The sequence below is a fragment of the Flavobacterium zhairuonense genome, from assembly GCF_004352915.1.
GTDB classification, from domain to species: Bacteria; Bacteroidota; Bacteroidia; order Flavobacteriales; family Flavobacteriaceae; genus Flavobacterium; species Flavobacterium zhairuonense.
Genome location: NZ_SJSY01000066.1, coordinates 160,169 through 186,103, shown reverse-complemented (window position 1 = coordinate 186,103; position 25,935 = coordinate 160,169). Strand labels below are relative to the sequence as shown.

14 protein-coding genes and 1 pseudogene are annotated in these 25,935 nt (G+C 35.8%); 6 read left to right on the top strand and 9 right to left on the bottom strand.

The window, feature by feature from the left end; genetic code table 11:
• The 6 genes and pseudogenes from EYY60_RS04965 to EYY60_RS04940 form a co-directional block, all read right to left on the bottom strand.
• Positions 1-7,667, bottom strand: a pseudogene (locus EYY60_RS04965) (hypothetical protein); the annotation flags it as partial.
• Positions 7,668-7,800: 133 nt separating this feature from the next.
• Positions 7,801-12,699: a PorP/SprF family type IX secretion system membrane protein gene (locus EYY60_RS04960; RefSeq protein ID WP_132988287.1), complete on the bottom strand. Its 4,899-nt coding sequence runs from the start codon at positions 12,697-12,699 to the stop codon at positions 7,801-7,803.
• Position 12,700: 1 nt separating this feature from the next.
• The gene (gene sprC, locus EYY60_RS04955; RefSeq protein ID WP_132988286.1) at positions 12,701-14,188 is read right to left on the bottom strand and encodes a gliding motility protein SprC; all 1,488 of its coding nucleotides are present in this window, start codon (positions 14,186-14,188) and stop codon (positions 12,701-12,703) included.
• Positions 14,185-14,601, bottom strand: a complete 417-nt coding sequence (locus tag EYY60_RS04950) for a hypothetical protein (protein ID WP_132988285.1) — start codon at positions 14,599-14,601, stop codon at positions 14,185-14,187. The genes sprC and EYY60_RS04950 overlap by 4 nt, the downstream gene beginning before the upstream one ends.
• Before the next feature lie 101 nt (positions 14,602-14,702).
• Entirely contained in the window at positions 14,703-15,992 is a 1,290-nt protein-coding gene (locus EYY60_RS04945) for a hypothetical protein (RefSeq protein WP_132988284.1), read from the bottom strand.
• Between the two features lie 189 nt (positions 15,993-16,181).
• A complete protein-coding gene (locus EYY60_RS04940; RefSeq protein WP_132988283.1) occupies positions 16,182-16,634 on the bottom strand; it encodes a hypothetical protein in 453 nt (150 codons plus the stop codon).
• Between the two features lie 434 nt (positions 16,635-17,068).
• Between EYY60_RS04940 and EYY60_RS04935 the strand changes: the two genes are divergently transcribed.
• The 4 genes from EYY60_RS04935 (at position 17,069) to recA (ending at position 20,319) form a co-directional block, all read left to right on the top strand.
• On the top strand, positions 17,069-18,217 hold the full coding sequence (locus EYY60_RS04935) for a DNA polymerase III subunit (RefSeq protein WP_132988282.1): 1,149 nt from the start codon (positions 17,069-17,071) through the stop codon (positions 18,215-18,217).
• A gap of 7 nt (positions 18,218-18,224) precedes the next feature.
• Positions 18,225-18,608, top strand: a complete 384-nt coding sequence (locus EYY60_RS04930) for a DoxX family membrane protein (RefSeq protein ID WP_132988281.1) — start codon at positions 18,225-18,227, stop codon at positions 18,606-18,608.
• Between the two features lie 30 nt (positions 18,609-18,638).
• Positions 18,639-19,148, top strand: a complete 510-nt coding sequence (locus EYY60_RS04925) for an acyl-CoA thioesterase (protein WP_132988280.1) — start codon at positions 18,639-18,641, stop codon at positions 19,146-19,148.
• 163 nt (positions 19,149-19,311) lie between these two features.
• Positions 19,312-20,319, top strand: coding sequence for a recombinase RecA (gene recA / locus EYY60_RS04920; RefSeq protein WP_026727347.1), 1,008 nt, complete (start codon positions 19,312-19,314; stop codon positions 20,317-20,319).
• A gap of 556 nt (positions 20,320-20,875) precedes the next feature.
• On the opposite strand, the gene EYY60_RS04915 is transcribed toward recA, so the two are convergent.
• On the bottom strand, positions 20,876-21,631 hold the full coding sequence (locus EYY60_RS04915; protein WP_132988279.1) for a lysophospholipid acyltransferase family protein: 756 nt from the start codon (positions 21,629-21,631) through the stop codon (positions 20,876-20,878).
• Between the two features lie 147 nt (positions 21,632-21,778).
• A complete protein-coding gene (locus EYY60_RS04910; RefSeq protein WP_132988278.1) occupies positions 21,779-22,156 on the bottom strand; it encodes a GxxExxY protein in 378 nt (125 codons plus the stop codon).
• A gap of 265 nt (positions 22,157-22,421) precedes the next feature.
• On the opposite strand from EYY60_RS04910, the gene trpS reads away from it, so the two are divergent.
• The gene (trpS, locus tag EYY60_RS04905; protein WP_132988277.1) at positions 22,422-23,396 is read left to right on the top strand and encodes a tryptophan--tRNA ligase; all 975 of its coding nucleotides are present in this window, start codon (positions 22,422-22,424) and stop codon (positions 23,394-23,396) included.
• A gap of 113 nt (positions 23,397-23,509) precedes the next feature.
• On the opposite strand, the gene dprA is transcribed toward trpS, so the two are convergent.
• Complete coding sequence (gene dprA / locus EYY60_RS04900; protein WP_132988276.1) at positions 23,510-24,610, bottom strand: DNA-processing protein DprA; 1,101 nt, start codon at positions 24,608-24,610, stop codon at positions 23,510-23,512.
• Positions 24,611-24,848: 238 nt separating this feature from the next.
• On the opposite strand from dprA, the gene EYY60_RS04895 reads away from it, so the two are divergent.
• On the top strand, positions 24,849-25,814 hold the full coding sequence (locus EYY60_RS04895; protein WP_132988275.1) for an HU domain-containing protein: 966 nt from the start codon (positions 24,849-24,851) through the stop codon (positions 25,812-25,814).
• Positions 25,815-25,935: the final 121 nt, after the last annotated feature.

The following is a 25,935-nucleotide window of genomic DNA, read 5'->3' as shown; positions in this document are numbered from 1 at the left end:
GGCTCTAAAATAGTCACATCAACTTGGCCTGAACATCCTTTGCTGTCTTTTACATAGAAAGTATGCGAACCCGCACCTAAACCTGTGAAGGTAGCGTTTGATCCAAATCCTGTTGTAGCATTGTTGCTATAACTAAATCCGCCTGAACCTCCGTTACCTTGTAAAGTAACAGATCCGTCAAGTTTTCCGTTACAGCTTACATTGCTTTGTGTAACAATTGAAGCAGTTGGATTTGAAATTGATTGTATAGTTTCTGTTACTACAAAAGTACATCCATTAGCATCTGTAACTTTAATCTTGAATGTTCCTGCAACTGATGTTGTATAAACATTTGATGCCATTAGAGAATAGCTTGTTCCTCCGTTTGTCGAAACTTCGTATTTATAAGCAGTTCTTCCACCATTAGCGTTAACTGTAATAGTAGCATTCGGTGTAGCCGAACAATCTAATTCTTTGACAACCGTTGTTGCTGTTAATTGTGGGTAAACTGTAATTGGTGTTGCTGAAGCAGTACATCCATTTGCATCCTTAACCCAAACCGTATAAGGAGTTGCACTTGCAGTAACATCAAAGAAATTATCTGGTCCAAACGAACCTGTAGGACCATTGATTCCATAAGTCAAAGGAGTCTTCAAGTTCGTTCCACCTGCTGTTGCAGTAATTCTGAATTTATTTCCAGAACCTGTACATTGATTATCTAAAGTTGCCGTAACCGTTGGAACAGCATCCATTAAAATAGATACATTCACCGTGTCAGGGCATCCATTCACGTCTTTTATATAAACTGTCCAATTGCGATCATTACCGTTGTTTGTATCAACAGTCATTGTCGCACTTGTAGTATAAGCTCCTGCAGCCGGTGCTGGAAATCCTTGTTTTACAACTGCATAAGAATAATTTGGTGTTCCTCCAGATCCTACAACCGTAATTACAGATGTAAATTTGCTACAAGTGATATTTGCTGCTGTTGCAGTAACATCTACTGGATTAGCCGGCTGTGTTAACGTTACTGTATAACTAGACGTACATTTTGTTGTTCTATCTGTAGCAGTAATAGTATAAGAACCTGCAGCTAATGCACTACTTACAGTAATAGTCGTATTTGATGAACCAACTAAATTATTTGCACTCTGAATAGTATTACCTAAACCATTTTTAATAACATAATCGTATCTGCTCTTAACTCCATTAACAGTAAACTGAATTGTACCTGTACCTCCATTACATTTGATAGAAGTAAGGATTGATCCTCCTGTAGTGATATCAGGTACTCCATTAACTGTATAAGATTTAGTAAATGAACAACCCGTTTTAATATCTGTAGCCTGGAAAACATAACTTCCAGGAACTAATCCTTTAAATTCACCGTCAGAATTTGTTGCAGTGCTATATCCGGCTGGACCAGAAATAATTTGATAACGAATTGGTGCAGAAACACCGCCTTTTACTGCAGCGATATTAACGTGACCTCCTGCTGGTGTTGTAGAACAATCATAACCGTTATCAGTTATTGTAATATCTGTAATTTGGTCAAATGCTCCAATAGTAATGCTTAAAGGACCAATTTGACAATTATTGCTATCTTTAATATAAGCCGTTACAGTACTACCTGCAGCTGTAGTTGGGAAAGTATTTGTAGTTGTAAAACTTGTAGCGTTATTAAAACTATATTGATACCCTGTCCCTGTTCCACCAGATGCTGTTACAGTAACTACAGCCGGAACAGTTCCTGTTGGACCACACGTAATGTCTGTAGCAGAAATACTTCCTTGAACCACCGGTGGTTCTGTTAAAGTAATAGATCCTGGAGTTGAAACACATCCTTTGTTGTCTTTTACTTGATATGGGTAAGCAATTCCAGCTTTTAAACCTGAATAAGTCGCTGTAGTAGTGAATCCACTGTTATTAAAACTATATGTATAACCTCCTGAACCTCCTGAACCAGAAAGCGTAACTGATCCATTTGTTCCGCCAAAACAAGTAACTTGTGTTGGAGAAACATTAACTGTTGGGTTCGTTATCGCATCTACTGTAGCACTTACTTCAAATGTACATGCAGTTGGAGTATTAGAATCAGAGATTTCAAATGTATATAATCCAGATCCTGGTGCTGGATAATCAAATGCTGTTCCTGTAACAGTTGTACTTAATCCATAAGAACCAGATCCTGTTTTAACTCTATATTTATAAGTTGTTTTACCACCGCTGATTTCAACATGAATCGTTGCTCCTGCAGTATTACAATCTAATGGTTTAGTAATTGATGCTTTTGCATCTAAGGCTGGAGCCACAATAATACCACTAACTGTAACAGAACAGTTATTACTGTCTGTAACCACAACAGAGTGTGTACCAACACCCACTCCTGTAAAAGTATTTGTATTCACAGCAGCCGCACCATCTAAACTGTAAGTCAAAGTTCCAGTTCCTGTAGCTGTGATTATAATTGTAGCTTTATCAGCATCATAACATAAATCTGAAGTGGTGCTCAAGCTCGCCGTTGGTTGAGTTGGAGCGTTTACCACTATTGCAGGGGAAATTGAAGAAAGACATCCATTAATATCTTTAGCCGCAACCGTGTAAGTTCCCGGTGCAGTTACATTTGTGAAAATATTAGAATGAGGAAAAGCATTACCAGCAATTACTGTAACACCATCTGCCGCTCTTAATTCATATGTATAAGTAGGTCCTGTTCCTCCTGAAGCAGTAGCTGTAATTGTAGCTCCATTTCCTGTTCCACATTTTGCCTGAGCAGTAACTGTTGCTGTTACAGTTACTGGTGTTGCTGTTCCAACAGTTGTATTAACTGTTTGTGAACAAGTACCAGCTAGATCACTTTGAACAACTACAGTATATGATCCTGCAATTAATTTGTCAATAAAAAGTGGACTAGTTGTATAGCTTTGTAAAGCTCCACCATTTACAGAATAATAAAAAGTGCCACTAAAGTTTTGAACAGGAATTGTAATTGTACCTGTATCTTTACCATTACAAAGAACATCTTGAATTGTAGGATTCAAAACGGTAAATGCTTTATCAGTTCCAACATCAAAACGAACCACTTTCTCTTGTAGACAAGTTTGTGGTAATTGATAAACTGAAATGTCATCAATTAATAAATCATTACCATTATATTCTAAACTTCCTGAACGAATAACAAATGTCAGGTTTGTATTATTTCCTGGGTTTAACGAAATCGTAGGAATTTCAATCCATTTTGTTCTATTTGGATCGTTTTTATCCTCTGCAATTTTTCCAGTATCAACTCTTGCAACAACCTTTCCAGATGGGTCTACTAATTCGAATCGAACTATTGGAGCCGCTCCATCTACGCCTGCATTTAATAAATTGGCAACTGCCAAATCTACTTTAACTGGTTGATTTGGGATAACATCTGCAATTGGTTTGCTATATAAAATTCCATAGTCACCTGCCGCTGAACCAATATTTACTAATAAATATCTTCCATCTGTCACTGTACCATTCGATGTATGATCTTTAAATGGATACCAAGACGTATCGTTTCTCCAAAAGAAACTTGCCACAGAATATTGATTATCCTCAACAGATCTCGTAGGATTAGGACAAGTATGGATATTTACATCTTGATTGTTAAAACAATAAGCTGCAGCAATACCAGGGCTTGTCGTTGGTGCTCCTCTTCCGAAATCTTCTTTTAATAAATTACTATATGTACTAGCGTCTTCTAATTTATATTTTATTGTAACATAATGGCTTCCTGATGGAATATTAGTAAACACATTATTAGTAACTGGCGTGTTTGGTACACCATCTAACGAATATTCATATGAATATACATTACTTGAAGAATTAATAACCGTTGCCGTAGTTTGTCCTTTACCAGTACAATCGTAAACAACATCAGATAATTTAACATCTGGATCAGCAGGCTTTGGATCTAAGATTACATTATATGGCAATTTATAAGTACAACCATTTGCATCTTTAACGACTAAGACATATGTACCATCTGTAACATCTGCATAAGGTAAATCATCAAACGATTGACCTCCATTAAAAGAATATTTATATGGTGCCGTACCTCCTGAAACGTTTGTAAATCTCAATCTTCCGCCAGTTCCGCCAAGTCTACATCCTGCTAATTCAGCGACACCACCAGAAGCCGTTAATTCAGATGCTGGTGAATTAATTGTGATAACCTGAGCAGGATCTGTACAAGTTGTTCCCGATAATGTATATTTTACAACAACATTATAAGTACCTCCGCTTAAGTTTGAAAAAGTTCCGTTACTACTCCATGTTACACCGTTATTAATGCTATACTGCATTGTATAACCATTTTGAGCTGTAACATTTACCTTAATCTCTCCTTTATCAGTGTAACATATAATATCTGTTTTACTAATCGTATATTGTGGTTTTGGGCTTGCTGTGAATGTAATTGAATTAGTAGCCTTACATCCATTTGCATCAGAAACCGCAATATTATAAACTCCACCTGCAGGCAAAGTTGCAAAAGTTACTGGTATTGTTGCTCCAGTATAAAGAGTATAATCTCCACCATTTAGAGAATAATAATACGGTGAGGTTCCTCCCGCAATAGTTAATTTAATTCCTCCATCCTGACAAGCGGTTAATGCTGGTGACATAGCAGGAGTAACAGTAAGTTTTGCAACTGTGTTGATTGTTATATCCTGAGTAGCTTTACAACCATCCTCTGTAATTACTTCAGCAACATAATCACCTGCGGTCAATTGATCATATAAATATTGGTTAGGTGTAATTTGTCCAGAAGTATTCACGAGTGTAAGTCTTCCTCTATTTCCTACTCTATAAATATTAAATGTGTACTGCGGATCTGCATCATTTGCGACAATCAATACTTTTCCTAGATCACCATTACATAGCGGCTGCGATGCAGTAGCAGTCATGCTAAAGGCTCTTTTTCTGATTACAATATCTCCAATATTAAAAATACAAGGATTAGTAGTTACACCAACCTGTCTTATAAAAATAATATATGTTTTTTGCGTTACACCTGCGCCCCAAGTAGTCCCAGTAATTGGGAATATTGGGCTTGATTGATAAGCTCCAGGTACAGGCGTTGTATTAGGGATTTGCTCTGCTATTGCATATTCATATTGTGCATTACCTCCACCAACAGTTATGTTTCCAGCTTTTCCACACATAATATCTTTGTGTGTTTCAGTTGGGTTGAATATGTTTTTGTAAACATTGAAATAAAAACGATTAAAACAGCCTCCAGTATAATTTAATGTCAATCGGAATTGACCTGACTGATCTGCTCTGTAATTTGGGCCTTCACCAACTTTTGTCCAAGTACAAGAAGTTCCCTCGTTTGCACAATTTTGGCTAGTTGTCGCTGTACAGCTACTTTCGTCAAGTTTCTCCCAAATAATTACAGAACCATCATTAATACCTGTTGGAATATCTTTATATGAATTAGCTCCACACAAGAAAATATTTGGCAACAATTTACCATTACTTGTACATTGTACTACTTGGCTTGCGTACGCAATAACAGGATTTGTAGCAATTCCTCCAAAAGGGACAACTGTAATTTCCTCCGTATAATCTGTACATGGCTTATTTGCTATTCCTGTCACCTTGTATAATCCAGGCTGTGTTACTGTAACAGACTGACCCGTTGCGGTAAAATTTCCAGGTCCCGTCCAGCTATAACTAGCATATCCATCAGAAGCTTTAATAACTTGGCTTGCGCTACATAAAACAACATTTTGCGTAAACTTACAATCCTTTACTCCTACCAAGAAGTTTGTAGACTGTGGTGTTCCAAGGTTACAAGCTGTGTATGATGATAAACTCGGATCATCTGTAATTTGCGTTGGATTTATGGCTCCTTTATAAGTAGCATACCCAGAATTTTGAATAATAGGATCACAAGCATCACTTAACTCATTACAAGTAGGAACTACTTTTACACTGAATCTAATTTCACTGCGCACAAAAGGTGGCCCAGGTATTAAATTCTTTTTAACTAAATCGTCAGGAATTTTGAAAAGAAGTGTTCTTGTTGCAGCGTTGTAAGTAACGTTATTTGCAACGGTCATTCCACTTGGCAAAGAAGTAATATCACCAGGAAAACTGAAGTTAATGTTTTTTGGCAATACGTCTTTAATTACAAACTCTTTAGCATCATCGTTACCTTGGTTTTCAAATCCAAGTACATAATTTAATTGTTCTCCTAAAGTAACATCTTTTGCACTTGCATCAGCGCCATTAGCGTCAAAAACCTGCTTAGTCAATAAAATTTTTGGTTCGATAATTTCAACTGCAAAAGTTGACAAGAATGCACCATATCCGTCACTAGAAGTTGTAAGTCTTAAAGTAGCACCCGTTTCATCATTTGGAACAACACTATTGATCGCACCAGAACTTGATGGCGGATTTGGAATAATAACATGGTCAATATCAAATCCCATAGTATTGGTACTATTAGGAGTTCTTGACAAATAATGAGATCCATCTGCAGAAATTGTCGCGTTGAAAAAATTTCCTATCGGATTAACTGCGTCATAGATAACTGTAAATGCACTTGATTTATTTGCTTTAAATTGTAAATCGTCGCCTGTTTTAAGATTATCGCCTTCAAGAGCACCAACACCAATTTTTGCATTTACAGGAAATGGAGATGGTAAAGTTTGAAATCCATTTACTGTATAATCAACCGTTTTAATTCCTCCTGCATCTGGGTTAACACCTACATAACCATCAAAAACAGAAATAAATTTACTTGGCATTGTTGGGCTTTCGTAAATTACAACTAAAGACCATCCTCCTGCGCCACCACCATCACGTTTTCCTAAAGCGGCACGAACATTTCCAACAGTATAAACACCATCAGCATTTGCTAAACCTTGTAATGTTGCTGTTACATTTTTATAACAAACGTATGGCGAATCTTTAAAAGAATTTTGAACGTTTGTATAATTGTATCCATCAAAAATAACTTCATCTGCTGTTACATTTTGATAGGTTCCTCCTGGAACTTTAAATTTAATTGTTTTCCAAGTGTCAAGAGGTCTTAATGATCCATCGTATTTCTTTCCACTATCAGTACTTCTTTCGTAAGGGTAAATGGCTGACCAATATAACCCGGCAAAAACAATTTTTTTACAGCTATTATTAATTTTCAATTCTGATTGAGACGAACTGAAAACTCCTGTTGCAGGATCAACATTGATATATTCAACATTATAATCATTGTTATCTCCAGGCGAATTAAATGGAGTGTTTGCCTCAGTAGTTAAAGTTGCTAAATTAGTAACCGTTCCTGTAAAAGGAACCCCTGTTTGTGGTGCTCCATTTCGGTTATATGTTGGAGCGGTATTCACTTTATTGATTACCGTGTTTCCAATTAAAATAACATCTCCTTTAACTTTTATATTTCCTCCAGTAAGTCTAGGAGTAAAAGCTTTTCCAATCTGGGCGTTTACAGAAGTAAAACTTAAAAGCAAGAACAGACTAAACATCACTGCTTGCGATGCTTTTTTTCTATTTAAAGTCATTATTTTATCTATACTGATGTTCGTATTAGAAAAATAAAACTCTAAATCCTCTAGCTGACATTTTGCGTACGATAGTAGGTTCGTACCAAATGTAATGACAGTTTTTACACTTTTTAAGATAGTAGGTTTTTTCATGGTCTTCATTTTGTTTTTGGCCTTATTTATTTCTTAAGGGGCATTAAAAAATAAATTTTAGCACTCTGAAACATTTTATTATTAAGTCCTTCTTAGGATTATATAAGAAGGACTGGCTTTCTTTTTACTTCTATTAATTCTCCACTTTTACGATAGCTAATTTGCCATTGTAAGGTTTGCTTCCTTTTGCTTCTAATGCTTTAGTCGCTTCTTGTAAACCTTCAAATTTCTCGTAATAGATGTAATACTTACTTGTTGTCACATTGTAGAAGAAATTAATATCTGAACGTCCTGCGGCAACCGCTTTAGTCAGGAACTCATCTCTCTTTTCAACACTGCTATGAACGGCAAGAATCATATAATATCCACTTTCAGAATTTTTAATATTCTTGATGATCTGCATATTTGACTGGTCTTCACCGAAATCAAAATCACTTGCTGTTAAAGGCGTACTGCTAATTTTAGTAGTTTCCTTGATACGTTTAAGAGCTGCTAGATCTTGATTATATCGTCCTTGATCATTTTCATAAGCTGCACGCTTAATTCTACGTTTCTTCTCAATCTCAGTTTCTGCTTTAATACGCTCTAAATTCGCGAGTAAATCAGCACTGTCTTGCTCCATTTTCAATTGTGCTGCTTTCAACTGATTTATCTTTTCTAAATAAGCTCTGTTTACAGCATCGTTCTTATTCGGAACCTTTTTAAGTCTTTCATTGTATAAATTCGTCAGCTTAGCTATCTCATCTTTTTGAAGTCTGTTTGCTTCAGCAATATTAGCTTTTAAAGCTTCTAATTGACTGTTTTCTGCTGCTACACTCTTGAAAGGTTTTGGTTCTCTATAAATACCTTTTTCACTTAAATCATTTTCCTCTCTTAAGTCGTTCAAATCTTTTTGTTTGTTGGCAACTGTTGCATTAAACTGAGCCAATAAATCGCTTTGATTTTTACTCGATGCTTCTAGAGATTCTGTTAAATTATCTATCGCTTTTGCTGTTTCGTCTTTTTGAGCTGCTGCTGCTCTTGCTGCTGCCTCTGCATCGGCTTTTGCTTTTGCATCTGCCGCTAATTTCGCTTGGCGAGCCTCTTCTTCAATTCTAACTTTTTCTTCAGCATCTTGTTTCGCTTTAAGAGCTTCTGCATCGGCTTTTGCTTTTGCATCAGCTGCTAATTTTGCTTGAAGTGCTTCTGCATCAGCTTTAGCTTTGGCATCTGCTGCAAGTTTCAATTTCAATGCTTCTGCATCAGCTTTTGCTTTTGCATCGGCTGCTAATTTTGCTTGACGAGCTTCTTCTTCAACTCTAGCTTTCTCTTCAGCTGCTTGTTTTGCTTGTAAAGCTTCTGCGTCAGCTTTAGCTTTTGCGTCAGCGGCAAGTTTCAATTTCAATGCTTCTGCATCAGCTTTGGCTTTTGCATCGGCTGCTAATTTTGCTTGACGAGCTTCTTCTTCAACTCTAGCTTTCTCTTCAGCTGCTTGTTTTGCTTGTAAAGCTTCTGCGTCAGCTTTAGCTTTTGCGTCAGCAGCAAGTTTCAATTTCAATGCTTCTGCATCAGCTTTAGCTTTCGCGTCGGCTGCTAATTTTGCTTGACGAGCTTCTTCTTCAACTCTAGCTTTCTCTTCAGCTGCTTGTTTTGCTTGTAAAGCTTCTGCGTCAGCTTTAGCTTTTGCGTCAGCAGCAAGTTTCAATTTCAATACTTCTGCATCAGCTTTTGCTTTTGCATCGGCCGCTAATTTCGCTTGACGAGCTTCTTCTTCAACTCTAGCTTTCTCTTCAGCTGCTTGTTTTGCTTGTAAAGCTTCTGCGTCAGCTTTGGCTTTTGCGTCAGCAGCAAGTTTCAATTTCAATGCTTCTGCATCAGCTTTGGCTTTCGCGTCGGCTGCTAATTTTGCTTGACGAGCCTCTTCTGCCTCTTTTAATTGTTTTGCTTCAGCATCGGCTTTGGCTTTTGCTGTAGCTTCAGCATCTGCTTTTACTTTTGCATCAGCAAGCAATTTCGCTTGTAATGCTTCCATATCCGCTTTTGCTTTTGCATCTGCCGCAAGTTTAGCTTGAAGTGCTTCTGCATCGGCTTTCGCTTTTGCATCTGCAGCCAATTTCACTTGACGAGCTTCTTCTTCAACTCTAGCTTTTTCTTCCGCTGCTTGTTTTATTTTAAGAGCTTCCGCGTCTGCTTTCGCTTTTGCATCTGCAGCAAGTTTAGCTTGAAGTGCTTCTGCATCGGCTTTCGCTTTTGCATCTGCAGCTAATTTCGCTTGACGAGCTTCTTCTTCAACTCTAGCTTTTTCTTCAGCTGCTTGTTTTACTTTAAGAGCTTCTGCGTCTGCTTTGGCTTTTGCATCAGCAACTAATTTTGCTTGAAGTGCTTCTGCATCGGCTTTCGCTTTTGCATCTGCCGCTAATTTAGCTTGACGTGCTTCTTCTTCTACTCTAGCTTTTTCTTCAGCTACTTGTTTTGCCTTAGCTTCTGCGTCTGCTTTGGCTTTTGCATCAGCAACTAATTTCGCTTGAAGTGCTTCTGCATCGGCTTTCGCTTTTGCTTCAGCTGCCAATTGTGCCTGACGAGCCTCTTCATCTGCTTTTGCTTTTGCGTCAGCAGCTTGTTTCGCTTTCAGTGCTTCTGCATCAGCTTTTGCTTTTGCATCTGCCGCTAATTTAGCCTGACGTGCTTCTTCAGCTTCTTTTAATTGTTTTGCTTCCGCATCAGCTTTTGCTTTTGCTGTAGCTTCCGCGTCAGCTTTAACTCTTGCATCAGCAATTAATTTTGCCTGTAATGCTTCCATATCAGCCTTAGCTTTGGCATCTGCAGCAAGTTTAGCTTGAGCTTCTGCATCGGCCTTGGCCTTAGCATCAGCTGCTAATTTTGCTTGTTGTGCTTCAGCGTCAGCTTTAGCTTTTGCATCAGCCGCTAATTTTGCTTGTTTTGCCTCTTCTTCAGCTTTCGCCTTATCAGCTGCTTGTTTTATCTTCAATGCTTCCGCATCAGCTTTTGCTTTTGCTTCGGCTGCAATCAATGCTTGTCTTGCCTCAGCATCTGCTTTTGCTTTTGCATCAGCTGCTAATTTTTCTTTTAATGCTGCTTCTTCAGCTTGTTTTGCTTTAAGAGCTGCTGCTGCTTTGGCTTTGTTTGCCGCATCAATAGCCGCTTTAGTTTTCGCTTCTGCTGCAGCTTTTGCTTTTGCTTCAGCTGCTAATCTAGCTTGATATGCATCTGAGTCTGCTTTTGCTTTTGCATCCGCTGCCAAAATAGATTGTAAGTCTGCTGCCTCAGCTTTCGCTTTTGCATCGGCTTTTTTCTTCGCTTCAGCTGCATCGGCTTTTGCTTTTGCATCGGCTGCCAACTTAATTTTCAATGCTTCTGCGTCAGCTTTTGCTTTTGCGTCTGCCGCTAATTTTGCTTTTGCTGCTGCCTCTGCATCAGCTTTTGCTTTATCAGCTGCTAATTGTGCCGCTGTTTTTTGTGGCTCTGCTGGTTTTGCTGCATCGGCTTTTGCTTTTGCCGCTTCAGCATCAGCTTTGGCTTTAGCATCGGCTGCTAATTTCAATTTCATTGCTTCGGCATCAGCCTTAGCTTTATCAGCTGCTAATTGAGCTTGTGTTTTTGGTGCTGTTGCTCCTGGTTTATTTGCTGCCGCTTGTGCTCTTGCCGCTGCAGCAGCGTCAACACGTGCTTTATTGTCGGCCGCTAACTGTATTCTACGTGCCTCAGCATCGGCTCTTACTTTATCAGCAGCCAATTGAGCTTGCGTTTTTTGTGTAGCAGCAACTGCTCTATTTGCTGTTGCAGTTTGTGCTCTTGTTGCTGCCGCAGCATCTGCTTTTGCTTTTGCTTCTGCAGCCAATTTAAGTTTCAATGCTTCAGCGTCAGCCTTAGCTTTATTATCTGCTTCTAATTTTGCTTTTGTTGCTGCTTCAGCATCTGCTTTTGCTTTTTCAGCAGCTGCTAGTCTTGCTTGTTTAGCTTCAGCATCAGCAATCGCTTTTGCTTCTGCTGCTAATCTTGCTTTTTCAGCGCCATCTACTCTTGTAACAGGAGTTGATGTAGTCTTTTTAGCCATTACAGGTTTTGGCTTAGAAGGATCGATAAGAGAACCTTCGTCATCATCCCCATAATAGTAATTTCTGTTTTTGAATCTATAAGCAATTGCAAATTCATGGGAACCTCCTAAATTGGTAAAATTCCCAAAACCTCTTTCATAATTATATTCGATAGAAATACTTGGTGAAATATTCGCTCCTAAACCTGCTGAAACCCCGTACAGAGTATTATAACCTACTTGTGCCCAAACTCCTTGCGGAATCGCAATCATAGCAAGTCCTGATAAAATTGTTTTATCTTTTTTGATTTCGGTTTTTACTATTCCAGAAAATTTACTTCTGTCAAAAAAACCATAGCTGTCAATATAGCCAGTGTACATACCATGCAATTCGATGGCTCTTTCTGGATCTTCTTTTACCATTCCGGATCCAAAATTGTAAAGAACTAAATTGTTGATCGATAAACCAAAATCAAGAAATACAGTACCATAGTTAATACCAGGATTTACTGTAAGCAATGTATTTGATGGAATGTTATCTATTGGAAGATTTGGATCATTTGAAATGATTTTGCCTTTGTTTAAACCACTTTGGTAAGCACCAACGTTAAGACCAAATGTCAAATTGCTATCTTCTTGCAAAACGATATTATGGGCAAAGTTAGCTACTCCTCCAAATACGGTAAAGACACCATAATTTTGTTGAAATAATCCAAAAGCAAAAGCTTCATTCTCTCTGAAACGACCAGAATAACCAAATAAATACGTATTTGGAGCATCATCAAATGAAACCCATTGTCTTTTGTTATAAAAACTCACATACGGGTTTGATTCGCGTACAAAGCTAAAAGTTGGATTGATTAAGTATCTATTGAACTTTAAAGAATTTCTGATAGGTAAAGAAAACGAAACAACTCCATCCTCAGATTTCGTATCTTGAGAATAGAGTACATTTGAAAAACCGTAAAATAAAGTTATGAATAGTAGGATTTTCTTCATTTTATTTTATCAGGGTTATTGATCCTTTCTTTTCACCTGTGTCGGAATGAATGACATAGTAATAAACTGGATTTACATTTTTAATATCAATTGATCCAGACGGGGGCCAATCGCCTTGATAGTTGACAACATCAAGCACCATGTCTCCGTTTGAACTAATTATTTTAACACTAGTTTCGGGGTTTTTGTATTCACTCGGAATATCCCAAAAATTATAAGGATACTGACTTGCGCTTAAACTTATGATATTTGGAATTTTTTCTACTGAAGCAATTGGACCATCATATGTAACCTTAAATGACAATTCTTGCTCAACTGTACATCCAGATGCTTGGCTTATTTTTACTTTATAATCTCCCGGGCTTGAAACCAAATAAGTATTGGTTGTAGCACCTGCAATAACTGTACTTCCTAAAAACCACTGGAAAGTAGGATTCACAGCATTTGTAGTCACCGTAACGCTTAATGTTTCGTCTGGGGCAATAACATTCGTTTCTGGGACATTTAATGATGCTGTAAAGTTGTTTCCTTTAAGATCAATTGTTCCTGTTGCTTTACATCCTCCAAAGTCAACATCAACCGTGTAAATTGCCGCTTCGTTTGTGGCATAACTGCGACTTGTTGCTCCTGCTATTACGGTTCCATTTTTTTTCCAAACGTAACTATTTCCTGAAGTCGCCGTTAAAACTGTTCCTGTACCGCTTGCACAAAACGGATTACCTAAACTTGATGCAATTGTAACTGATGAACCAGATCCAGAGGCTGTAACAGTAACACGATTTGAGCTTAAATTATCTTCTGAACATAATCCATAATCTAATTTTGCGTAATAGGTTCCAATTGAATTTACTAGTAACGTTGTACCGCTTTGTCCATTAATCAAAACATCATCTTTATACCATTTGTACTTTAGATTTGGATAATTAGCCGGAGACGAAGGAGCATCATTTGGTGTTGGATTATAAACAGAAAGTGAAATACTTCCTCCTGAACAAATTGTCGCAGTAGGTGATTTTTCATTAATATAAAATGAACTCACATAAGTACTATAATATGCTGGGAAAGAGGTGTTGTTTGCAAGATTTTTAAATCGCAAACTATAGACAGGAGTTGCTGTATTACTTTTTACACGTAAGCTGTAAATATCAGATCCTTTTAAATTGGTTGGAACAGCAAATCGAATTGTTTGTTGCTTTAATGTAGGATCATCTGTAAATGAGATTTTTGTTGTAGCTGTAGGGGTTGTAAAATTCCCTGCATCATCAGAAAGTTCTACTTCAAAAGTTGTTCCAGCTGGAAAATCTACATAACTAAAAGTAGCCGCATATTGATTAAAAGGAGCGCCATCAATGATAAGCCCAGCACAAATCCTATCAAAATTTAATTGCTGGGGCACTATCGTTTGGGCATACGTATTCGTTTTAGTACAAAACAAAATACTAAAAAATGCAATAAATCGGATTACAGATAGCGTAGTTTTCTGAATCATATAGTTCTAGTTCTTGCTAAGTCTATATTTTCAAAAAACAAGATATCGATGAATGTTTCAGAAAAATCATATTTATAGTTCTCAATAATGTCCTTCGCAAGAACAGAATAAGAAGCTGTAATCGATGAATTTTCTTTGCACTCTGAAGTTTTTTGATCGTTCGCATCACTAGCCATAGCAAAGCTATCCTTGGGGATGGATAGCTCCACTGCTAACTGATTAGAATTCTCTAATTTGCTGATCACTGTTGTATCAGCCGTTTCGGTTTTTTGGTTGTTATTACACGCCAATGCGATGCCATTAGTATCAGCAGAAACAGTAGTGTTTCCTGATTTACTTTGTGCATTTAAAACTGCTATAGGCGAAACCAAAAATATAATATAAATAAAATATTTTTTTATAGATGGGGCCATTATGTCTTGATCTTTATTTGGTCCTTGACGAGACTAACATAAATTGTGTCTGGGGACTTTATTAATAAAATTTACGCTCTGAAATAAAAATCGAAACTTATCTATTTTCCGCTAGATGCTGTAATTTTTCCTAATTGTAATCTGAAATCTGGTTTCTTAGGATTGTAAATATCAATGAAAGTTTCTTTGTTATCACTTTGTGACATCACGTTAAAGAACACGCTGTTTCCATACCAGCTCTCTAAATCTTCATTGTTAGAATTGTACTCTGTAAAGATATTTCCATTACATAAGTTGAAATACATTTCCTCAAATTTGATTTTTTTAAGGTTGGCATCATTGATTTCAGTTTTACTGTCTAGCAAAACGGCCGGGTTAAATCCAGAAATTACAGTACGCTTCATTTCAAGAGATGCAGTTTCAGCAACATAAATTGCCTCTTTTACTAAACCTGCTTGAATATCAGCTTTGATGTTATCGCTGTCATTTAACATTGTAATATTTGTTGCAACAACAAGTGTTGTTTTTTTAGTAAAATCTGTTTCGCTTTTCTTTTCGAAAGATTTTACCTCCATACAACGAGATCCATCTTTGTTTGAAGATAAATAAGATGATCTAACTGCCAATGAGTTGAATAAACGACATTGAACACCTTGAGTAAATTTATAATCGTCGTTGATTGATTTGTAAGAAACTAATTTAGTAGCATTTACATCACCTCCAAAGAAAGCAAATGAGTCACCACCAGAGTAGCTTACCATAACGTTATCTAAAATAGTTTTAGCACCAACACCAGCAACAGTCAAACCATTGAAAGTATCTACACCTTTAACTTTTTTTCCTGCGAATTCGATTCTAACAAATCTTAAAACGCCTGAATTTCCGTTTACGTTATCACCTCCATAAGTAGTTAAACTTGGATCTAAATCCATGTTGTAAGAACCAACACCTCCAAATTTATTGATTGGTGCATCACCAAGAAGTACAACTCCTCCCCAGTCACCAGCTTTTTTCTGGCTTCTGTTTGAAGTAAATACGATTGGATCTGTTTCTAAACCATCAGCAATAATTTGTGCACCTTTTGTAACTACCAATGTTCCTTTAGTTTCGAAATCACCAATAATTAAAGTTCCAGGTTCGATTGTTAAAACCGCGTTGTTAGTAACATAAACGTTGCCTTGCAAAACATAAACATTCCTCTTCAGCAATTTAGTATTAACAGAAATGTTTCCTGCTAAAATTTGATTTGCTTCTCCATACTCTACTTTGTTAGGCTTAAATTCGGTCCAGTTATTCAACCAATTGTTGTAGCCCATAATTCCTTTCTCTTGCTGAGCACTCATACTAGTAACTGTCAAAAGAACGCAGATCATTTGAGTAATTTTTTTCATGATAAGGGGGTATTAGGGTTAATAATAAATTTGGGTATGCGTAAATGAAAAAACTCATCTCGATTTTTCTGAAATAATTCAGAACACATCGAGAACGAGTTATTTTTTATTACTCTCTTAAATGTTTTTCGAAAATCTAAATCATCTACGTAAACAGATTAAAAGAGGTTTTAAAAATATAATTTTTTATTACATTTCGTTCAAATCGTTGAACTCGTGTAATGATTTCAATGTGCTTTCGTAAAATAAAATCGCCGCGATCAAGTTTCCTTTATCAGAGTAAGGCATCATCTTTCTTTGGAAATCAACAGTTGTGTCCAAGAAAGTTGTAGTACCAACTGCTTGCGCATCTAATACTTTTTTGTGCTCACTATCGTCTGGAATACCTAAATCGGCCATGGTAACTCCTGGTTTTGTAACCAAAGCAATGTACGGAAGGGTTTTCACTAAAACTTTAATACGCTCAATGTATAATTCCAAAAGTTCTCCCTTTTGCATACCACTCAATTCTTTTTGATCATGGTATTTTCTGATAAGAGCTGTTGTACTAATGATACTTCTTGGAGCATTTTTTGCCTGTGCTGAAACAGCTGCAGTTGTCAAGAAAAAAAGTGTACTTAATAAAATAATTTTCCCTTTCATAGATTCGATTTATAATTGGTTGTTCATGCAAACAAAAATATATAAATTAACTTAAATCGCAACTTTATTGATTTGTTTTTTCAAAAAAAAAACTTAAAAAAACCTTAAAAACCAGTCGTATGTCGAGAAAATGTGCGTTTTAACGAGCGTTTTGTTAAATTTGTTAAAATCAAAACCGTAAGATAAAGGCTATAAAAACAACCGAATTTCTATCATTAAATAACTAAAAAAACATTACGTTTACCGTTTTTGGCAAAAAAATATTAACAAAAAAGTCTTCATATCTACTAGCTTGAAGTAATTTATTAACAAAACTAAATTGACACAAACGCATTTTTAATTAAAAAAACACTCAACATTTTTCACTCAAAATACAACTCATAATCTTTTAATCTAAAATTTTTGCCTACATCATTTTCTTATATCTTTGCTTCATGCAATTTTCTCAAATTTTAGGTCAAGATTATATCAAAAGTCACTTGATAAAAAGTGCATCTTCAGGACGAATTCCGCATGCGCAATTATTTGTTGGGCCAGAAGGAAGCGGCACTTTGTCAACCGCAATCGCTTATGCGCAGTATATTTTGTGCAACAATACGGGTAACGAAAACGAAAATGGAAATGATTCCTGCAATTTGAAATTTCAAAACATTTCACATCCAGATCTTCACTTCATTTATCCAACAGTAACGACCGAAGATGTCAAAACAAAACCAAAAAGTCTAGATTTTATTCAGGATTGGCGAACATTTGTTCAGGAAATGCCTTACGGAGGATTATTTGACTGGTACAAAATTCTAGGCGTTCAAAATAAACAGGGCGAAATTAGAGTTGAAGATGCTCAAGAAGTTTTAAAATCGCTTTCGCTGAAATCATACGAAGGTGGTTATAAAATCATGATCATTTGGATGGCCGATAAAATGAATATTGCGGCTTCAAATAAACTTTTAAAACTACTTGAAGAACCTTCAGACAAAACCATTTTCCTTCTGATTTCTGAAAATGAAGAAGATATTATTCAAACCATTCGCTCTCGTTGTCAGGTAATTCACTTTAACGGACTTCCGGAAAAAGTCATTGCAGATGCCTTGGTTTTACGTGAAAATATTGATTCGAATTTAGCAAAAAAAATTGCGCATCAGGCACAAGGAAACTTCAACAAAGCAATGCATTTGCTAAAAGAAGATGACTCCGAATATCCTTTCGAACAATGGTTTGTAAACTGGGTTCGAGCCGCTTTTAGAGCTAAAGGAAATGCCGCCGCAATTCAGGATTTGATTTCTTGGAGTGAAGAAATTGCAGGTCTTGGACGCGAAAGCCAGAAAAAATTCATCCAATTTTGCATCGAAATGTTTCGTCAGGCTTTATTGCTGAATTATCAAACTCCGAGCTTAGTTTACATTGAACCAAAAGTGGACAAATTCAAACTTGAAAATTTTGCGCCTTTTGTAAACGGAAACAACATTCACGAAATTTTCAAAGAGCTTTCAGATGCAATGTATCACATTGAAAGAAACGGAAATGCAAAAATAATCCTAACCGATTTATCTATAAAACTGACTCGTTTAATCCACAAAAAATAGTCCTCAAATGAATAATGTTGCCTCTATTTTATTATTAGTATTTTTAGCCATAACGTTTTTACAATCAGGCTATGAAAAGATTTTTTATTGGAAAGATAATGTAAACTGGCTTAAAGAACATTTTGCCAAAACACCATTAAAAAACCAAGTCCCTTTAGCGCTCATGCATTTACTTATTCTCGAATTAATTTCAGGAATTTTATCTGTTGTTGGCGCCATTCAAATCGCATTAAACAGCGGACGCGAATTTGGTTTTTATGGTGCAATTTTTTCATGCATCAGTTTATTGATGATGCTTTTCGGACAAAGACTTGCAAAGGATTACGATGGCGCAAGAACCATTGTAATCTATTTTATACCAGCCGTTATGGCTGTTTATTGGCTGAATTAATCAGCGCGCTTAATTATAATTTTACAAAAAATGAATTCAAAACATCCTTCAGAATCTATAACTATTTTAACTGATTTAGTTTTACCGAGCGAAACAAATCCTTTAAACAATCTTTTTGGTGGCGAATTGCTTGCCCGAATGGATCGTGCAGCAAGTATTGCGGCACGCAGGCACTCACGCCGCATTGTAGTTACAGCTTCTGTAAATCACGTTGCTTTCAATAGAGCAATTTCGCTAGGAAGCGTTGTTACTGTCGAAGCTAAAGTTTCAAGATCTTTCAAAAGCTCGATGGAAGTTTACATTGACGTTTGGGTTGAAGACCGCGAATCTGGAAGCAGAACCAAAGCAAACGAAGCAATCTACACTTTTGTTGCTGTTGATGATACTGGAAGACCTGTTGAAGTTCCAGCGATTGTTCCAGAAACTGAGCTTGAAATCCAACGTTTTGATGCTGCCTTGCGTCGCAAACAGTTGAGTTTAGTGCTTGCAGGAAAAATGAAACCATCAGAAGCAACAGAATTAAAAGCTTTGTTTTTGTAATCAAATTTGTGACAATTTGGAACAATTTGGAGCAACCAAACTCCGAAAAAAAGAACTAGTTTTGCAATTCACAAGTTCAGTTAAATAGTAATAAGAAAGTTATTTCTTATTTTTTAGTACTATTTTGAAAGCCAAAAAATCAATTAAGATAATTTAAAAAGATATGAGTTCAGACAAAGAAGCCAAATTAAAAGCGTTACAATTAACGCTTGATAAACTTGACAAAACCTACGGAAAAGGAACCGTAATGAAAATGGGCGACAGAGCCATTGTGGAAGTAGAAACGATTTCTTCTGGCTCACTTGGCGTTGATTTAGCGCTTGGGGTAAATGGATACCCGAAAGGAAGAATTATTGAAATATACGGTCCAGAATCGTCTGGTAAGACTACTTTGACATTGCATGCAATAGCTGAAGCACAGAAAGCAGGCGGAATTGCCGCTTTTATTGATGCTGAACATGCTTTTGATAGAAACTATGCTGAAAAATTAGGCGTAGATATTGAAAATTTAATCATTTCACAACCAGACAACGGAGAGCAAGCATTAGAAATTGCGGAAAACTTAATCCGTTCTGGAGCAATTGATATTGTGGTAATTGACTCGGTTGCTGCGTTAACTCCAAAAAGCGAAATTGAAGGCGAAATGGGAGATTCAAAAATGGGTCTTCACGCACGTTTGATGTCTCAAGCTTTAAGAAAACTTACTGGAACTATCAGCAAAACAAATTGTACCGTTTTCTTCATTAACCAATTACGTGAAAAAATTGGGGTTATGTTTGGAAATCCAGAAACGACAACCGGTGGTAACGCATTGAAATTCTACGCTTCTGTACGTTTAGATATTCGTCGTTCTGCTCAAATCAAAGACGGTGAAAACGTAATTGGAAATAGAACTAAAGTCAAAATCGTTAAAAACAAAGTTGCTCCGCCATTTAAAACTGCTGAATTCGACATTATGTACGGTGAAGGTGTTTCTAAAACTGGAGAAATTCTTGATCTTGCTGTTGAATTCGATATCGTTAAAAAAGCGGGATCATGGTTTAGCTATGGTGACACAAAATTAGGTCAAGGACGTGATGCCGTTAAAGCTCTAATAAAAGATAATCCAGAATTAGCTGATGAATTAGAAGCTAAAATTAAAGAACATATGAAAGAATTAGCAAACGCTTAAATCTTTCAAAATCTGAATAATACAGATTTATATTTTCAAAAACCCGGGAGTTTAAATACTTCCGGGTTTTTCTTTTAAAAAAATATTAAAAATCGACGCAACCATTTCAAAAAAACCGCATCTAATAAGTAATTATAAAATTTATTGGCATCGCCATAAGTGCCTTTCTTAAATTTTTAGAATGAATTTGGTTGATTTGTTTTAATAAAAATCCGTCGGTTTAGTTTGGTGCTGGCGGGTTTTTATTCTTTTTAAGAAAAAAATTCCTATCGCACGCAACCTTTTTCATTTTTAGTTCTCTATATATTGTGACGTTAACTTGAGTTCTAACCAAACTCTTTATTATCAATCCTTAATGTTTTTAATCATGAAAGAGAAAATTGAAGTGTTGTACAATAAAAACCGCAGAAAAACCAAATTGAAGTTTAAAAAAGTATTGCGATTTATTTCTGAAAAAATCATTCACAGATAAGATTTTTTGAATAAAAATAAGGGGTTATTTTAGTTCAAAAGAAAACCCGGTATCCTAAAGCTTAAGGATTACCGGGTTCTGTTTTTATTTTTTAGAATCTTTTTTCTGAAATTCAATCAATTCATTGTAAATCATTTGTCTTACTTGATCCCGAAGCTCTTTTCGATGATCGCTTGTCACACCGCTTGTTTCTACAAATGGAAGAATTTTTGCGCGCATTTTTCCAGGACTTCCACTAAAAAAAGTGTACGAAAACCGATCTTTATTGTCTGGAAAAACAATTGGAACAATCGGAATTTGATGCTCTATTGCCAAACGAAATGCTCCGTCTTTAAACTCATCCAGCAAAATACTTTCGTCATCTGGAACACCTCCTTCAGGAAAAATACAAATACTTAAACCTTGATTTAAACGGTTTTGGGCTCTTTTAAAAACTTCATTTTTGCTTTTTGAAGAGTTTCTATCTACTAAAATACAAGTTCTTTTATAGAAAAATCCAAATAGCGGAATCTTTACCAATTCCTTCTTTCCCACAAAAACAAAAGGATTTTTAATAAGGGCAAGCATCAGCATAATATCTGTCATCGAAGTATGATTTGCAACAATCATGTAGCTTGTATGTTTGATAAGCTTTTGTTCGCGCTTTACTTTGTAATAAAAACCCATCCCGAAAAGGATAAATTTAGCCCAAATGCGGGCCATTTTAAAAAAATAAGGGTATCCACGCTCTGATATGATAGAAATCAGCAAAAACGGCAACATAATCAATATCGGAATGGCCATTAAAACATAAAACCAAATGCGCCAAAGCACCCAAAAAGTAATTTTAAATATTTTCATAACTTCAAAAGTAAGAAAACAGAAATGAATTTTATAGAGATTTCTTTCTGTGTCGTTGGTTTTTTAACGCAAAGGGCGCAAAGGATTTTCACAAAGGAAAGAAGTTTTTTCTGCGGATAGCTTTGCAGTAAGTTCACAAAGCTAAATCTATAAATTGTTTATTACTCTTCTTATCCCATTTTTTAGGAGACTTTCATTGAAATTTATCAGTAACCCAAGTTTAAAATTTCCAAGTTTTAAATACGTTAAAGTTTGTGCCAAATGATTCAAACTAAGCGATTCTACACTCTTAATTTCAATTAGAAACTTATTTTCTACAAGCAAATCAATACGATACCCACAATCAAGTTTAACTTCTTCAAAAACCAACGGCAAAGCTTTCTCTTTTTCTACAAAAAGTCCACGTTGTTTAATTTTATAAAACAAACATTCCTTATAAACATTTTCCAATAAACCCGGCCCGAGCTTTTTATGAATATCTATAGCAAGCCCAATTATAATATTTGATATTTCGTTTTCAGTCATATTCAAAAATATCAAATTTATAAATATTTTCATACAAATAAAAACAACAAACTAATTGTTCAAAAAACTCAAATTCATTAAACACAAAACTTTGCGAACTCATAGCAAAGCTATCCGCCGAAAAAACTTCTTTCCTTTGTGAAAATCCTTCGCGCCCTTTGCGTTAAAAAAAACACTATTCACTAACAAAACTTTATGCAATATCCTTACGAACTTTGCGGTTAGAAAAAACATTACGACATTTGCAATTCAGAAAAAATTGAGAATGGCAAAAATACTTACGGGTGTTCAGAGTACAGGAACGCCACATTTAGGAAATTTACTGGGAGCAATTATCCCTGCAATTGAATTATCAAACAATCCTGCAAATGAATCTTATTTGTTTATTGCTGATTTGCATTCTATTACACAAATCAAAGATGGCAAAACATTAAGAGAAAACACATATAGCACAGCGGCCGCTTGGCTTGCATGTGGCCTGAACCCAGACAAAGTAACATTCTACAGACAATCTGATGTGACTCAAACTGCCGAATTGACTTGGTATTTAAGCTGTTTTTTTCCGTTCCAAAGATTGACTTTGGCACATTCTTTCAAAGATAAATCAGATCGCTTAGACGATGTTAACGCCGGACTTTTTACTTATCCGATGTTAATGGCAGCCGACATTCTTTTGTACGATGCTGAATTTGTGCCAGTTGGAAAAGACCAATTGCAACATCTAGAAATCACTCGCGATGTGGCTTCTCGTTTTAACCATCAAATGGGAGAAACTTTTGTAATTCCAGAAGCTAAAATTCAAGAAGACAGTATGTTGATTCCGGGAACAAACGGCGGAAAAATGAGTAAATCTGCTAATAATATTATCAATATTTTCCTGGATGACAAAACGCTTCGCAAACAAGTGATGAGCATCGAAACTGATAGTACGCCTCTTGAAGCTCCAAAAAATCCTGATACTTGCAACGCTTTTGCCATTTATTCTTTGTTAGCAAATGAAGAGCAAATTGCACAAATGAGAGCAAATTATCTTGGTGGAAATTATGGTTACGGTCACGCCAAACAAGCTTTGTTTGAATTGATTACCGAAAAATTCAAAACAGAAAGAGAAAAATACAATTACTACATAAACAATCTTGAAGAAGTTGATGCCTTGCTGAAAAAAGGCGCCGCAAAAGCTTCTGTCGTTGCAGATGGCGTTTTAGCAAAAGTTCGCAATGTTTTAGGATTTGAAAAATAAAATCTCAAAATAAAAGCCTAATAGATTTCGTTTCTATTAGGCTTTTTTCTTATCCTCAAAAACAAATATATTCTTTAATTCATTTCGTGCTAATTTTTCTATTAAAAAACCAACTAAATCGCTTCAAACATTTTCCCTGGCAATGGCCTAATCAAACCCTTAAGCTCCATATTCAAAAGTATTCCGGACAATCTAAAAATTGGAAAATTACATTCTAATGCAATGATATCCAGAAGCTCTTTTCCATTTTTAATCAAGAAATTATAAATTACTTCTTCATCAGGATCTAATTCTACAAAAAGCTGTCTTTGTACCGTTTTTGGTTTATTTTCAAGATCCCAATTCAGCACATAAATCAAATCGGCCGCACTAGTCAAAACATTTGCTCTTTGCGTTTTTATCAAGTTATTGCATCCTTGACTGTATCGGTCTGAAACACGGCCAGGAACTGCAAAAACTTCTCTGTTGTAGTCATTTGCTAAATTGGCGGTAATTAAAGAACCGCCTTTATCTGCAGATTCAATTACAACGGTAGCTTCGGTCATTCCAGCTACAATCCGGTTTCGGCGAACAAATTTTTCTTTATCTGGATTTGAAGAACTCCAAAATTCAGTAATAAATCCACCGTTTTCTTCCATTTTAGCAATGTACTTTTTGTGTGTTCTCGGATAAACTTGATTAAGGCCATGTGCCAAAACACCAATTGTTTGCAGATTATTTTCCATTGCCAATTGATGCGCCACGATATCAACTCCATAAGCAAATCCACTTACGATTACTGGATCAAGAGGAACAAGATCTTCAATAAGTTTTTTGCAAAAATCAATTCCGTACGAAGTAACTTGACGTGTGCCCACAATACTGATTAACTTTTTGTTCTTCAAGTTTATGTTTCCAGAAGTAAAAATCAGAACCGGAGCATCTATGCAGTGTTTCAAGCGATCCGGATAATCATCATCTTGAAAATAGGAGACATTTATTTTCTCTTTGCGGATGAACTCTAATTCAAAACTAGCTTTCTCAAAAACACTTTTATCCTTCAAATTTTTAAGCAAAACGGCGCCAATTCCATCAATACCGGCAATTTTAACCGCTTTTGCTTTAAAAACTGCTTCTGCACTTCCGCAATGCTTTACCAATTTTTTGGCCATAATATCTCCTACTCCATCCACTTTGAGCAAGGCTAACAAGTAAAATAATTCCTGATCTGACATTTTCAAAAAACATTATGTAAAATAGAACCGAAAACTAAAACAGTTTTAAAGCGCAAATATCACTAAAATAAAGTAATTTCCTAATAAAAATAGTGATTTATAAAATTAGTACACCTAAAAATTAGAACGACATTTATTTAAATAATTGAAAACGAATTGTCTATAAAATAATCCGAATTGTTAATAAAAATTGTGAATAAAATTTTGATAACTATATTCGTTCCATAACTTTGTTACTATGAAAATTGAAAACTACATAGGACAGTTATTGTATCGTTATCAGTGTGTAACGGTTCCCGGATTTGGTGCATTTTTAACAGAAACTCAGTCGGCACAAGTGAATGAAAACACAAATTCGTTTTCTCCACCTAAGAAGTTGATTTCTTTCAACAGTCATTTAAAAAACAACGACGGTTTGCTTGCCAATCACATAGCAAATGCTGAAAAAACATCGTATGGTTTTGCCGTGAGCGCAATTGCATTTGAAGTTTTAAGCTGGAAAAAAACGCTTGAAGAAGATGGTACGATAAGCTTGAAAAATATAGGTGAAATTCGTCTGAATTCTGAAAAAAATATCATTTTCACTCCAAATGATCAAACCAACTATTTAGCAACTTCCTTTGGACTAAGTCCGTTTATTTCACCTGTTGTGAAAAAAGAAATTTTTGAGCGCAAATTGGAAGAAATTACAGAAAAAGAAACGGTTGCTCTTTTTGGTGAAGAGGAAACAAAATCTTCAAATTCTTTACTGAAATATGCAGCCATTTTCATTTTAGGACTTGGTATTACCGGAAGTATTGGCTATCCTTTGTACCAAAATCAAATTGATTCTCAAACTCTAGTTGTCGAAAGTGCTGTTCAGAAAAAAGTAGAAAACAAAATTCAGGAAGCGACTTTCTTTATCCAAAATCCTTTGCCTGCAGTAACACTTTCGGTTGATTCTGCAAAAGTAGAAACTCCAGAAGCCAAATTAATGCCTTATCACATTATGGCCGGCGCTTTTAGAAGTGAAGCAAACGCTAAAAAAGCTTATGATCAATTGATAAAAGATGGTTATAAAGCACGTATGCTTGGCGAAAACAAACACGGTTTATTTCCTGTTTTATACGGAAGTTATGCAACTATGGCCGAAGCTACTAAAGCTCAAAAAGAAATACAAAAAGGCGAAAATCCAGATGCCTGGATATTAGTCGAAAACTTATAAAATTCTCAAAAAATCCTATTCGAATTGAATAGGATTTTTTTTGTCCTATTTTGCTGTTTTTAAATTCTTCTGTGGTATTACGCCTTATTTTCATCTGATACTTTAGCTTTTAATTAAATTC

Bases quoted from the DNA above. Each gene is read 5' to 3' on its own strand.
- EYY60_RS04960 (WP_132988287.1), bottom strand. From the start codon at position 12,699: ATGAAGAAAATCCTACTATTCATAACTTTATTTTACGGTTTTTCAAAT.
- sprC (WP_132988286.1), bottom strand. From the start codon at position 14,188: ATGATTCAGAAAACTACGCTATCTGTAATCCGATTTATTGCATTTTTT.
- EYY60_RS04950 (WP_132988285.1), bottom strand. From the start codon at position 14,601: ATGGCCCCATCTATAAAAAAATATTTTATTTATATTATATTTTTGGTT.
- EYY60_RS04945 (WP_132988284.1), bottom strand. From the start codon at position 15,992: ATGAAAAAAATTACTCAAATGATCTGCGTTCTTTTGACAGTTACTAGT.
- EYY60_RS04940 (WP_132988283.1), bottom strand. From the start codon at position 16,634: ATGAAAGGGAAAATTATTTTATTAAGTACACTTTTTTTCTTGACAACT.
- EYY60_RS04935 (WP_132988282.1), top strand. From the start codon at position 17,069: ATGCAATTTTCTCAAATTTTAGGTCAAGATTATATCAAAAGTCACTTG.
- EYY60_RS04930 (WP_132988281.1), top strand. From the start codon at position 18,225: ATGAATAATGTTGCCTCTATTTTATTATTAGTATTTTTAGCCATAACG.
- EYY60_RS04925 (WP_132988280.1), top strand. From the start codon at position 18,639: ATGAATTCAAAACATCCTTCAGAATCTATAACTATTTTAACTGATTTA.
- recA (WP_026727347.1), top strand. From the start codon at position 19,312: ATGAGTTCAGACAAAGAAGCCAAATTAAAAGCGTTACAATTAACGCTT.
- EYY60_RS04915 (WP_132988279.1), bottom strand. From the start codon at position 21,631: ATGAAAATATTTAAAATTACTTTTTGGGTGCTTTGGCGCATTTGGTTT.
- EYY60_RS04910 (WP_132988278.1), bottom strand. From the start codon at position 22,156: ATGACTGAAAACGAAATATCAAATATTATAATTGGGCTTGCTATAGAT.
- trpS (WP_132988277.1), top strand. From the start codon at position 22,422: ATGGCAAAAATACTTACGGGTGTTCAGAGTACAGGAACGCCACATTTA.
- dprA (WP_132988276.1), bottom strand. From the start codon at position 24,610: ATGTCAGATCAGGAATTATTTTACTTGTTAGCCTTGCTCAAAGTGGAT.
- EYY60_RS04895 (WP_132988275.1), top strand. From the start codon at position 24,849: ATGAAAATTGAAAACTACATAGGACAGTTATTGTATCGTTATCAGTGT.